At 61.0% G+C, this 12,872-nt stretch carries 9 protein-coding genes; 3 read left to right on the top strand and 6 right to left on the bottom strand.

What is annotated here, in order from left to right; genetic code table 11:
* Window positions 1-34 precede the first annotated feature (34 nt).
* Window positions 35-1,213 carry a D-galactonate dehydratase gene (locus FJ404_02185; protein MBM3821693.1) on the bottom strand — a complete coding sequence of 393 codons (1,179 nt, stop codon included), beginning with the start codon at window positions 1,211-1,213 and terminating at the stop codon, window positions 35-37.
* The gene (locus FJ404_02180; GenBank protein ID MBM3821692.1) at window positions 1,210-2,688 is read right to left on the bottom strand and encodes a hypothetical protein; all 1,479 of its coding nucleotides are present in this window, start codon (window positions 2,686-2,688) and stop codon (window positions 1,210-1,212) included. Before FJ404_02180 ends, FJ404_02185 begins: the two co-directional genes overlap by 4 nt.
* A gap of 509 nt (window positions 2,689-3,197) precedes the next feature.
* On the opposite strand from FJ404_02180, the gene FJ404_02175 reads away from it, so the two are divergent.
* Both FJ404_02175 and FJ404_02170 read left to right on the top strand, forming a co-directional pair.
* Window positions 3,198-4,610, top strand: a complete 1,413-nt coding sequence (locus FJ404_02175; protein MBM3821691.1) for a pectate lyase — start codon at window positions 3,198-3,200, stop codon at window positions 4,608-4,610.
* 127 nt (window positions 4,611-4,737) lie between these two features.
* Window positions 4,738-5,997, top strand: a complete 1,260-nt coding sequence (locus FJ404_02170) for a DUF4097 domain-containing protein (GenBank protein ID MBM3821690.1) — start codon at window positions 4,738-4,740, stop codon at window positions 5,995-5,997.
* A gap of 48 nt (window positions 5,998-6,045) precedes the next feature.
* Here the strand turns inward: FJ404_02170 and FJ404_02165 are convergent, their stop codons facing one another.
* The 3 genes from FJ404_02165 to FJ404_02155 are packed head-to-tail and all read right to left on the bottom strand — an operon-like array spanning window position 6,046 to window position 9,264.
* Window positions 6,046-7,116, bottom strand: a complete 1,071-nt coding sequence (locus tag FJ404_02165; protein ID MBM3821689.1) for an endonuclease/exonuclease/phosphatase family protein — start codon at window positions 7,114-7,116, stop codon at window positions 6,046-6,048.
* Window positions 7,109-8,107, bottom strand: coding sequence for an NADPH:quinone reductase (locus FJ404_02160; protein ID MBM3821688.1), 999 nt, complete (start codon window positions 8,105-8,107; stop codon window positions 7,109-7,111). Before FJ404_02160 ends, FJ404_02165 begins: the two co-directional genes overlap by 8 nt.
* Window positions 8,108-8,124: 17 nt before the next feature.
* The gene (locus FJ404_02155) at window positions 8,125-9,264 is read right to left on the bottom strand and encodes a hypothetical protein (GenBank protein ID MBM3821687.1); all 1,140 of its coding nucleotides are present in this window, start codon (window positions 9,262-9,264) and stop codon (window positions 8,125-8,127) included.
* A 199-nt stretch (window positions 9,265-9,463) separates the two neighbouring features.
* Between FJ404_02155 and FJ404_02150 the strand changes: the two genes are divergently transcribed.
* A complete protein-coding gene (locus FJ404_02150; protein MBM3821686.1) occupies window positions 9,464-10,912 on the top strand; it encodes a serine/threonine protein kinase in 1,449 nt (482 codons plus the stop codon).
* 257 nt (window positions 10,913-11,169) lie between these two features.
* Here FJ404_02150 and rpoN read toward each other — a convergent pair whose 3' ends face one another.
* Window positions 11,170-12,678, bottom strand: coding sequence for an RNA polymerase factor sigma-54 (gene rpoN, locus FJ404_02145; GenBank protein ID MBM3821685.1), 1,509 nt, complete (start codon window positions 12,676-12,678; stop codon window positions 11,170-11,172).
* Window positions 12,679-12,872: the final 194 nt, after the last annotated feature.

Raw genomic sequence — 12,872 nt, 5'->3', positions numbered from 1 at the left:
GCGCGGCCTGAGGCAGGAGGCCGAGGAAGACAAATCACCAGTCGCCCGCGCTGCCGTCGGGGTAAAAAACACGCTGCACCATTTCTTCCTGAAACGGATGTTTCTTCACCTCTTTCTCGTTGATCGAAATGCCCAGGCCGGGACGGGTGTTGGGACGAACGATCCGGCCCCTGGGTTCCACCACGAATCCCTCCTCCACCACGTCCTGCCGCCAGGGCACGTCGTTGTGCACCGTTTCGCAGATGATATAGCCCGGCTGGGAGAATCCGAACTCAAGGGACGCCGCCGTGCTCACGGGGCCTTGCGGATTATGCGGCGCCAGTGAGATCCGATGCGAATCGGCCAGGGCCGCCACCCGGCGCGCCGCCGTAAACCCGCCGCAATGAGTGATGTCGAGCTGGCATACCTCGCACGCGCGGGCATCGAACAATTGCCGGAAGGCTTCCAGGTGAGTCACGCGCTCGCCCGTCGCCACCGGTGTCGTCAAAGCCGAGTTGATGCGCGCCAACCCATCCACGCATTCCGGCCAGCACGGCTCTTCAAAGAAATAGAGCCCGTACGGATCAAGGGCTTTGCCGAATTTCAATCCCATCGCCGGCGAGGGCCGGGCGTGGCAATCCACCATGATGTCGATGGTTTCCCCCACCGCCTCGCGCATGGCCGCGACACACGCCTCGGCGGCTCGGACCGGACGCAGCCCCTCCAGTGGCATCGTGCTCGGCACCGCCATGCTCTTGAACGCCGTAAAACCATCCGCCACCGCCGCCCGCGCCAGATCCGCAAAGCGCTTCGCGTTGTCCACCGGCGTTTGATAAAAATCCTCCAGCTTGCCCCCGCCCAAGTGGCAGTAGGTCCGGACAAAATCGCGGACGGGTCCGCCGAAGACTTTCGAAAGCGGCAATCCGGCTACTTTACCGACGATGTCCCACAAGGCCAAGTCGATGCCGGCGATGGCGGTGGCGCGTTCGATGCCGTGACCGTGCCAAAAGTGCTGGCGGTACATCACCTGCCAGAGATGCTCGGGCCGCGTGGGATCCTGCCCGACGAGCAAATGAGAGAGGTCTTCGATCGCGCCCACGATACCGCGCGTATGCCATTCGAGCGTGGCTTCACCCCACCCCACCAGCCCCGGCTGATCGGTGACGACTTTGACGAACACCCAGTTGCGCATGCGGGCATGGCAAACCAGCGATTGGATCTTTTTGATTTTCATGGAGAAGTTTGGGAATCCATCGCCTGGATGCGGCGCGCAACCGATTCGATCAATTGCTCCAGACTGCCCGGCGCCACCACGGCGATGGATTCTTGATACAAGCCCTGGCCGTAGAGTTCGGCCGGGGGAAGGTAGGAGGCTCCCCAATCCGCAGCCAGGGAGGCCACCACGATGCAGCGTTCGGGAAATCGCGCTCGCAGTTCGCGCTGCAGCACGCTGTAACTCTCCCCCTGCACCCCCACCCAATAGGAGGCGCCCATGCGCCAAAGCACGACTTGCAATGGATAGCACGGCCCAGAGGGCAACTGCGCGAGGCGGTGCAACAATCGCCGCTTGCGCTCGGCCATCGCCCGCAAATCTCTCGCAAGCTCCGCATGCCCTCCCTCCGCCGCCTGTCGTTCCTCGGACGCCAACCGGACCAGATCCGCTTCGAGGTCTTCCCGGCGTGGGTTTCCCGGGCGGTAGGCGAGCGGCTCACTCCAACGCTCGACCCGCCACAAAGCCAATGCGGCAAGCTCCTTGCCCGCCAGTTCTCGGTGCTCCCATGCTCCGAGCGTGGCACCGCTGACGACGGGTCCGGAGTAAACAAACGTGGTGCCAGGGACAGGCAACCCTTCCAACGCCGAAAGCGCGGCCCAGCCCAGGATGCGTCCATTGCGGTCCGCTACGGCGGGATCACCCACAAACCCTTCTCGCGGGCCGAGGTCGCCACTCGCGCCTTGGAGGAACAAACATGGAGCGCCGCTTTGTTGTTCCACGAGCTCGCGCAGTGAGCCTACGTAGTCCGGACTTACGAGGGTGTTCGCCCAAGCCAGGGTCGTCGGGTGGCACGCGTAGTTCACCATCGTGGCCATCGGTGCCCCCCGGGACGACGTGATCCGGGCCACCACCACCCGATCGTCGGACGGAACACCAGGATTGAATCCGCAAACCCAGACCCCTCGTTCCCCGTCATAAAAATCACGGTTGGCCGCCAGATCGCAGCGCCCGGTTCCATAGACCACCTCCGCCTCCTCCAGCCTCTCTTCGCACTCCAAAGTTAATCGCGCGCAAGTGGCTGCGAGGGATTCCAAATAGGGTGGAATCAAATCGCCGCCGGGGAATTCAATGCGTTCCAATCCCATCAGACCCGCCGCGTGAGTATGGGTGAACACCACCAGAAAACAGGCTTCAGGCTGGCGCGATGCGCGGGCTATTCGCTCCACCAACTGCCGGTGCTCCACCGCTCCCAAAACACAATGATCGAGCGAAATGAGAATCTGCCGCTGATCGGGTTTGACTTCATCCGAGGACAGTGGAGCGAACATGGCCAAGGTGGCGCGCAAGGGACGATGCACGCCTTGCGCGCGATCATGGGTAGCCGCTCCCCACATGCGATGATAAATACCCGCGGGCGGCGTGATGTCCGCCCACGACAGGGCAAACCGGCAGCGGCTCTGTGGAGTGTCGGCTCGAACGCGGGATGGGGTGGGCACCTCCAAGTGATTACCATTGGTGTCAGGGAAATTTCAATGCCGCCCGCCCTGAAATCCAGCCATTCTCATTTGGGGACCGCGGCTGGGTCGGAGAACAGCCGCAGCGCGCGGACAGGTCGGAAGACGCCAGATTTTTCACCGTGCTGCGGCGGGTCGAAGGACGACCCAGCTCCGCTCCGGGGCAATAGGAGAACGACGGCCCTGAGATCTCATGAATTTTCGTCGCGATTTTCCCTTCCACGAGCCAGGGTTCCTCGCCCATGTCCCCCTCCTCTCCACGCGAAAACCGCGCCCGGGCCTGGTTGATCATAACCGCATTGTTGTGGATCCCTTTTCTGATGAGCTTGGCCGGGAAACTGCACCATCTCGGTCTCATCGGAAGGGTGCTCACCCATCGACCCTAGATTTGGGTCGCGTTCGCCTGCCTCATCGCTTTTCCCGTCGGCGTCTTGATCTCGGAATGGCGTCGACGTCGAGCCGGCTCCCAAGGAAGGGGACTCAGGATCTCCGTGTCCGCGCTGCTGATCGTCGCATGGTGCGGCACGATCGGCTTGTCTCTGGTTCGAAACCTGGTGGCCGAGAAGCCGCCACCCAATCCCTCAACTCCTCGCACTTGGCGGGAGCCCTCGGGGTTGCCGGTCTTCCCGGGAGCCACCGGTTTTGGCACACGCACCGTGGCAGGTCGTGGAGGCAAGGTCTTATGGGTCACGACCCTCGAAGACCAAGGCCCCGGCTCCTTGCGGTCGGTTCTCAACTCCCCCGGGCCCAGGACCATCGTTTTTCGTGTGGGCGGAATCATCGAATTGGAGAGCGAATTGCAAATTTGGGAGCCGTTTGTGACTGTCGCCGGGCAAACGGCTCCTGGCGGGGGCATTTGCTTGAAGCACGCGGGCCTGGTCATTCTCACCCATGACGTGCTGGTGCAGCACCTGCGGGTGCGTCCTGGACGCGAAGGCAGCGTCAAGCCCGACACCAATGACGCGCTGCAGGTCTTGGGCGGCAACGGCAAACCAACGGGTGCTCATCGCGTGGTCTTGGATCACATCTCGGCGAGTTGGAGTGAGGACGAATTGTCGAGCACCTGGTTTGGAGCCCACGACATCACCTTCTCCCACTGCATTTTCAGCGAGGCTTTGAATCGCAGCCGTCACAGCAAGCATACCCACAGTGCCGGTTTGCTCCTCGGCAACCACTCCTACAACGTGACCGTTCATCATTGTTTGCTGGCGCACATTGGGTTTCGAAACCCCCTCATCAGCGATGGAGGAACCCACGAGTTTTCCCACAATGTGATCTATAATTGGGGAGAAATCCCCGCCGAAATCCTGGACCAAGACTCGAATTCCTTTCTCAATTTCAAGGGAAACCTTTTCAAACGCGGTCCATCTTCCCGGTCCACACCGCAGGAGATCGTGATTCATGCGACCCGCGGCCGACCCCGACTGTATCTGGCGGGAAATCGCGGACTCCGCGGCGGATTGACCGCCGCCACAGATTGGGAAATGGCCTCGGTTGGATGGACCACGAATGCCCCTGGCACCGAGTATCGAGCCTCCACCCCATTCCCCTCGCCCTCCAGCGCCGAACCCGATCCGTCCAGATTTTTCGAATCGGTGCTTTCCTGCGCCGGAGCCACGCGTCCAGCCCGGGATCAGGTGGACCAACGCATCGTGGCGGAAGTGCGGGATGGACGCGGACGCATCATCGACCATCCGTCGGAAGTCGGGGGGTATCCACGCCTGGAATCCGGCATTCCTTACGCGGACACAGACGGCGATGGAATGGCAGACTCCTGGGAAAAGGAGCGAGGATTGAACCCGTCCGATCCGAACGATTCATCCCAAGATTCCAACCAAGACGGATACACCAACCTGGAGGAATTCTTGCACGCGTTAACCCGGGAGGGCGTGAAATGGCCATGACCCGTGGTTCGGTGCATCCAGAGGTTGTGGGTGACCGGGTTGTCGGGGTAACGCAGACAGCCCTGTCTGCTGTAGCGCAGGCTGCCCAGCCTGCGGGGAGACGAAGGGAACCCGGCGCGTGGAGAGCATGGAAGGGTCTCGTTCTTCTCCCGCCGGGCCGACGGGCTTCCGGCGATACGGCAGGCTGGGCAGCCTGCGCCACACGCGGGTGAACGCCACGCTCCGGCGCTGCCGCGCGCAACACCGACAACCTGTGGATACACTGCCGGTGGTTCCCGTGTATCCCGATGTTGTTGGTAGGGCGGGCCTGTCCCAGCCCGCCGCCCACGGGATGCAAAACATCATGCTCCGGCGCCGCGCCGGGACGGACGCGCCCTACCTGCATCGCCGGCAACATCGGGATGCACCGCGGTGGTTCGGGGACAACGCTTGCAACTTTCCAACCGCCGATGGTGTCATCTGGATGGAACATTCGAATTCAAATCACGATCTTATGCCTACGCGTCATTTCATCACCCTGGTGTTCGATTCTCTGTGCTTGGCCTCGATCCTTGCGGTGCTCCCAGCACGGGCGGAAACCGAGGAAAAAAATTCAAAAACCCTTGAAGCTTCGCCGGGAGGAGACTTGGTCGTCGATGTCGATTTCGGGTCCATTGAGATCGCCGGGGGAACCGGATCCAAAGTCTTGATTCAAGTGACGCGACGGGTTTCGCGAGGCAGCAAGGAAGAAGAGGAAGCCTTCTTGAGTGAACGTCCGGTCCTCATCACCCAGGAGGGCCAAACCGTGACGGTCAAATCCAGGTCCGAATCCTCGCCCACCTGGAATATTTGGCGCGGATTCCAGCGCCGGGAAGCGAGGTACACAATCACTGTGCCCGAAAAATTTGATATCCGGGCCAAGACCTCGGGCGGCAGCATTCGGGTAAGCCACTGCGAAGGCGATTTGAAGATTCATACCAGTGGAGGAGGAATCGACGTGGGCGGAGGCAAAGGCACCTTGACCGGATCCACCTCGGGCGGTTCCGTGTCGGTCAAGTCCTTCACGGGGGACATGAAAGTTCGCACGAGCGGGGGCAGCATTCACATCGATGGAGCCGGTGCAAGAGTCGAGGCCTCGACCTCGGGAGGCTCGGTCTCGGCCAGCCTTCCGAAGATTGCGGGGCCGGTTCGGCTGGAAACATCCGGCGGGAGCGTGACGCTGCACACGTCATCCGACGCGGCCTTCGATCTGGATGCCTCGACGTCCGGCGGTGGCGCCTCGAGTGAAATTCCAGTGCAGGTCAGCGGCAAGCCCTCGCGCCACCAACTCAAGGGTCCGGTCAACGGTGGAGGCGAACGGGTTCAGCTTCGCTCCAGTGGCGGCAGCGTGCGGGTGAAGAAACTCTGATCCCCGCTCCGCCCAACCCGCACGTGCCAGGCAGCGGACGCTCCTGGATCATTCCTGAGTGGAGAACGTGGCGACGAGCAGGCGGTGATCGGAAGCCATTCCCCAGTGGGGGGCGGTCTGAATCCAGGTGCGTTCGGGCACCCATTCTCTCGCCATGCCCTGGCTTACCAGCAAATAATCGATGCGGCTGTAGGAATCCTCTTTCGCGTAAAAGTGAGTCCACGTCACATTGCGCCGGGTGAGCGGAGGTCCCGGCGCCGGCAGGGAATCTCCATGGAGTTCGGCGGGCCTCGTGTCCACGAGGCCGAGCCGTCCCACCCCAAGGATCGACCGCACAGTCCGGGAATCCTTGGAGTCGTTGAGATCTCCCGCGACAACCAGGTTCGCGGCCGGTTGGGCACGCAGCCGTTGGTCGATTTTCTCGCGCAGCAAACGAGCTTCCTGTTCCCGGAGATCGGACTCGTCGGCCGAAACGCTTTGCCGCTTCGATTTCAAGTGGGCCGTCAGCAAGGTAAACCGGTAGCGCGGGTTCACTTGAATATCCACCTCGGCGAACGCCCGGCTCACCCGAAAACGCCTGCCATGGAGCAGGAAGTTTTCGTTGGTGTGAGAGGAACGGCGCACGATGGGATAACGGCTCAACACTCCCACAAAAACGTTGGTGTCAAATCCGGGAGCGTGCTCGAAGTGCGGCAAGTCAAGTCCGGCCGCGTGCAACCGCGACTGAAGATCCATCAAGGCCGGGCGCGGTCCTATTTCCTGGATCGCCAGCACATCCGGTTTCGCGGCCACCAGGATTTCCACCACCTTGGCCTTGGATTCCTCGGACTTGGGCGTGCGGCTGGCGGTTGCCTCGATGACGTAATTCTCGAGATTGTAGGTTGCCACTCGAACCTGGGATGGATCTGAACCCAGTCCGTTGGCGATCCAACCCAGGAATCCGACGATCCCCAGAGCCCTCTGCCGATGGAATCCGGCAACGAAACCCGCGATTCGCGTCACCACGCGGGAAAGCACGTCATCCTCTGCGGCACCGGAGGAATGCTCCGCCCTTTTCTCACCATCCCGCGGGCGCCACTTCGCCCTTTCTTCATCCACACCGCTGAAAGGGCTAGCCATGGATGCGAATGACGATCTTACCGGCGAGCAAGCCCGCGTTGCGCAACGTGTTCTCCTCCTGCAACCGGTGGGCCTCGGCGGCAGCCGATAACGGCAGCACGCGATCGATGCGTGCTTGCAATCTTCCTTCCGCAAGCCACCGGGAGATGGCGGCACCGCAAGGACGTTGCTCCTCCGCCGAAAACGTGAACATGGCGAAGCCAAACATGGAACATCCCTTCACATAGAACGGCCCCACCGGGAAGGCGGGGCGTGCCTCGCGTCCTGCCATCAAGACGATCCGCCCGCGGGGCGCCAGTGAACCGACGATCAAATCAAAGTCTGGCTCCCGCACGGTTTCCCACCAAAGGTTCACCCCGGCAGGCGCCCACGACTTGATCGCGTCCGCGATCGACTCCTGCTTGTAAAGCACCACCCTTTCGGCGCCCAAGTTGGCGCAGAGGATCGCTTTCTCCTCGCTTCCGGCACTCGCCGCGACTCGCGCCCCCATGGCTTTGGCGATCTGCACCACCATGGAACCCACCCCCCCCGTTCCGCCACGCACGAAAACCGTCTCTCCCGCTTGGACGCGCGCCAGACGGTCCAACCCCAAATGCGCTGTAATCCCGGTCAAGGAAACCGCGGCGGCAGTTTCGAAATCCACCCCATCGGGGATGCCATGCAACCAGGCCTCGTCCACCACCGCGAATTCCGCGAGAGTCCCTTGCCGCCCCAGCAAACCCTGATTACTCGCCCAGACCCGGTCCCCCGGTTTGAACCGGATGGCCCCCTCCCCCGCCTGGTCCACCACGCCCGCCAGATCGCAGCCGGGCACGAACGGAAAAGACAGTTTCATCGCCACCAATCCCGACCGGATATACGTGTCGATGGGGTTGATTGAAGCCGCGTGCACGCGGACGCGGACCTGGCCCGGACCCGGGGAAGGATCAGGCAACGATCCGATCTTGATGACGTCGGGCGAACCCGTTTGTTCAATGTAAGCGGCGAGCATGAGAAGAGGATTTTAAGTTAGAGTACGCGTCCAATGCCGAATTGATCTCCGTTGCGAACAGGTTTGCCGTTTTCAAAATGGATCTCAACGACCTTTTCACTGTGAACTTGCCGTCCCTTTTCATCCTGCAGGGAAGCCGTGATGCGCTTGGCCTGAACCTCGATGATTTCGCCCGTGGAAAGCAAGGCATGGCGGCCATCGAGGGTGAAGGTCACCCAGCCGGGCTGTTCACGCAGCGCCACGCTTTCCTTCTGGCGGGGCGGCATGACCGTGGCGTCGAAAACATGGACCCGGGTGTTGGCGGCATCCACGACCCAGACTTCTTTCTCGTCCGGGGTCAGACCCACCCCATGGCTGGGACAACCGTGCCTCTTGATGGGACCTTTCTGAAAACCTTGCACCTCCACCCGGTGCAACATGCGCCCGGTGCGCAGATCACCGATTTCGAATCCGAGCAGGTCATTGACATTCACGAAGCAGAGCGTGGCTTTGCCATTCACGGTGAAGGGCCGGATCGAATGACTGAAGGGCCCGATTTCCTTCACCACTTCTTTCGACGCAACATCCACCACACGCAACAACGGGGATTTCAGTCCGGCGAGAAAGGCGTGTCGTCCATCCAAGGAAACCAGGGTGTTATGAGCGCCTGACTTGGGAATGATTTTCTTCAAAACCTCGCCGTTGCTGCCATCCACCACGTGCCAGTGATCCTTTTCCAGCGACGGCAAATAAATGTGAGCGCCGTCCGGCGTGATCGAGAGACGGTCGCAGCCACCCTCGTATTTCCTCTCCCACAAAATCTTGTCGGTGGCCAAATCGAAGCAGGTCATGGCCTCCAGAGTCGTCACATAAAGACGCGAGGTTTTGGCGCAGGCCGCAATGCCTTTCACGTTGGAGGGTTCACCTTTGTTGTTCAAACCGCCGGCGGGAATTCGCCGCACGAACCGGTAATCGCGATCCATGTCGAAAACCAAAACGCCATGCCCGCCATATTCCAGGTAGTTTCGAATGCCGGGAACCGCGGCGTAGAGATAGCGCTGCGCGGCCCGGAGTTCGTTGGAAAACAAGCATGCGGAAGCCAGGCCAAGACAGAACAGGGCCCTTTGCAGAATTCGGGAAATGACAGATTTCAGAAAAGCCCGGGCGATGGATTGCATGGCCTCAGCATGAGCCCGGTTCGCAAGGCAGGCAATCCTTCGGAACGGCTCTTTCGATCCTGCCAGCACTTCCGCTGGCGCTCCATGATGCGCGGTGTGGTGCCGGGGCGCGCTGTTCACGGCGCCGAAAGGGGGTGTCTTCAAAGGGGCATGGCACGTTCAAGCGGCGACAAGGTTGGCTTCCGGACGACTTGCCTTCATGCACAGGTTGCACAACCATGACGTCCATCCTGCTCCTGCCATACCTTCTATCGCCATGAAACCGCTTCCTTCCCCGCACGACCTGATCCTCCAACGCGGCCCGCTATCCTTCCCCGCCCGGCCAATCGATGGCCGCGAAACCCAAGCCCAGGCCCAGCCCGGATTCCTGGCATGGGTCCGAACTTCCGTGCGGCGGGCGACTTTGTCTCCAGGCGTCTTCATCGCGCTCGGCATGCTCACGCTCGCACCCCACGTCCGAGCGGCTCTTTCCACGTCTCCATTCGACTGGCCCGCTTGGCGAGGTCCGACACGCGATGGCATCGCAACGCCCGGACAAAGCCCTCCGACGCGCTGGAGCGAATCCGAAAACATCGTCTGGAAATCCGAACTGCCCGGCCGAGGCCACAGCTCCCCCACCGTGGTCGGGAACAGGATCTACCTCGCCACCGCCGACACTTCAACCTGGGCGCAGTCCGTTCTTTGTCTCGACCGCCGCACCGGGGCCAAGCTTTGGACCACGACCGTCCATCCCTCGGGCGGCGATCCAGGAAAGCAAGTGCACTCCTCCGCCGCCTCCTCCACGATCACGTTCGACGACGGGCGCCTTTTCGTGAACTTTCTCAACAGCGGGGCGGTCTTCACCACTGCCTTGAGTCCGGATGGCCAGGTCTTGTGGCAGCGTAATATTGGCCCGTTCGTCACGCACCAGGGATTTGCCTCCTCCCCGATGACGCATGAGCAATTGGTGCTCGTTGCTTCCGACCATCGAGGCGGCGGCGTGGTGGCGGGGCTTCATCGAGACACGGGCGAAGTCGTTTGGAGCCATCCCCGCCCCAAGCTGCCCAACTATACCAGCCCCTCCATTTTGCGTGCCGCCGGCAAAACGCAAATGGTCCTGGCCGGATGCAACCTCATCGCCAGCTACAACCCCTTGACCGGTGAAAAGCTGTGGGAACTGCCCGGATCCACTGAGGAATGCGTCGTCTCCGCCGTTACGGACGGCTCGCGTATTTTCGTCAGCGGCGGCTATCCGAAGAACCACACCGTCGCGGTGGAAGCCGACGGATCCAAACGCATCGCCTGGCAAAACACGGCGCGAGTCTATGTGCCTTCCATGATCGCCCAAGCAGGCCACTTGTATGCCGTCATGGACGCTGGGCTGGCCGTGTGCTGGAAATCGGACTCGGGCGAGGAACTTTGGAAAGAACGCTTGGGCGGGGATTTCTTCGCCTCGCCCGTCATGGTCAACGATCTCATTTATGCGTCGAACGTCAGCGGCAAAACCTTCGTGTTTCAAGCCACGCCCCGATCGTTCCGCTTGATCGAAAGCAACCAACTCGGAGAGGAAGCCTACGCGTCACCGGTGATCTGCGGCAGCCGCGTCTACCTGCGAACGGGAGAGAAAGAGGAACGCAACCGCCAGTACCTTTACTCCATTGGGAAGTGAGGAACCATCCCGCTGCCGCGGTAGCAGGTTCAGACGGTGCATCCGCAAGCTGTCGGTGACCGGGTTGTCTTGGTAACGCAGACAGCCCTGTCTGCTGTTTCTCAGGCTGCCCAGCCTGCGGGGCGACGAAGGGAACCAGGCGCGTGGAGAGCATGGAAGGGCCTCGTTCTTCACCTGCAGGGCCGACGGGCGGTCGTCGATACGGCGGGTTGGGCAGCCTACGCCACACGACAGACCACTTCGGGATACACGGCGCTTCAATACACTTTGCGCAAGTGTGACGGCAGAATATTGAGCTCGGAACGATACTTGGCCACGGTGCGGCGCGCGATCTTGATCCCCTGCTCCGAGAGGTCCTTGACAATGTCCTCGTCGGAAAACGGATGCGAAGGGTTCTCCTTCTTGATCATTTCCGCGATTTTGTCCTTCACACTGGTGTTGGACATATTGACGCCATCCGCGGTCTGAATGCCCGAGGTGAAGAAATACTTCATCTCGAAGACACCCTGCGGAGTCTGCATGTATTTGCCGGAGACAGCGCGGCTCACGGTGGTCTCGTGAACCCCCACCACTGAGGCGACTTGCACCATCGTCAACGGCTTCAACTGCGCCACGCCGTTTTCCATGAAATCGCGCTGGCGGGCCACAATCTCGCGCGCGATGTTCAAGATCGTCTCCTGGCGCTGATGAAGGCTCTTGATGAAGAATTTTCCCGCCCGAATCTTCTCACGAATGTACTCGCGCACTTCCCCACTGCTGTCGGGTTGAGTCAGCAGGTCCTTGTAATGATTGCTGATGCGGAGATGCGGAATGTGATCGTTGTTCGAGGAAACGACATACTCCTCCCCGTTCTTCTGCACGAAGATCTCCGGGACCACGTATTGATCGTTGTCGGGCAGAAAGTCCCGCCCCGGCCTGGGCTCGAGGAGCGCGATGCGCTGCACCGCGTCCTGCACCTCGAGGGTGTCGAGATCAAGGCCACGCGCGATATCCGGCAGCCTCCTCCGCCCCAGCGCGTCCATGAACTTGTCGAGAATGCGATACTCAACCGTGTCCGTCTTCCCGGCCCGCTCCAATTGAAGCATCAAACACTCGCGCAAATCCCGCGCGCCCACTCCGGGAGGATGAAAGGTTTGGATGACTTTCAACGCCCGCAGAATGGATTCCGGAGGAATGCCGGTGGATAAGGACAACTCTTCGACTTTCGACTGCAGATAGCCATAGTCGTCAATGTTCCCCACGATGAGTTCCGCCACCTTGCGATCATGCTCCTCCAGCTCCGCCGTGCGCACCTGCTCCAGAAGGCTCTCCTGCAACGAAGTGGTGGCCACCAAGGAATCAAACATGTACTGGCGCCGTTCCTCATCCTCCTGACTGACCCGGGAAGGCACGTTGGACTGGGAAAAATGATCCCTCCATTCCTGGTCCAACTGGAGAAGCTTGTCCACTTCCTTCTGGAAATCGTCCACCGGTTCCGCCGTGGGTTTTTCCGTGGCCGGATCGAAATTCAAATCGGATGGCGGCTCCGTCGGATCCGCCGAACGCGCAGCCTCCGCCGTGGCGTCGCCTGCCTCCGTCGCTCGTTCTTCGGCCAAAGGCTCGAGGGCCTGCACCTCTTCGAGGATGGGATTGACCTGGATCTCCTGTTCAATCATGGCCTTGAGCTCCAGCGTTGGCGCCTGCAGCAGCGCCAGGGACTGCTGCAACTGAGGTGCAAGCACCTGAGTGAGTGCCATCCGCTGACCAAGATGTAATCCAGGACCCACGCGCAACAATTATCCCGCCCGCTTCCAAACACCAACAAAAATTCGGCACGAAGCGTGCTGCGGCGTTGAATTTAGGCGCGGATCCTTCTCCGGTAATCCGTCATCCAACTCAATGCACGGCCGCCTCCACTTCATCGCCGACAACCTTCATTTCGGCATTTTCAGTTCACCCATTCAGAAAAAAGTGAACGCCT

This window comes from Verrucomicrobiota bacterium (genome assembly GCA_016871495.1).
In the GTDB taxonomy this organism is placed as follows: domain Bacteria; phylum Verrucomicrobiota; class Verrucomicrobiia; order Limisphaerales; family VHDF01; genus VHDF01.
Note: the sequence above shows the minus strand (reverse complement) of the source record. Positions and strands in the feature narration are given on the sequence as shown.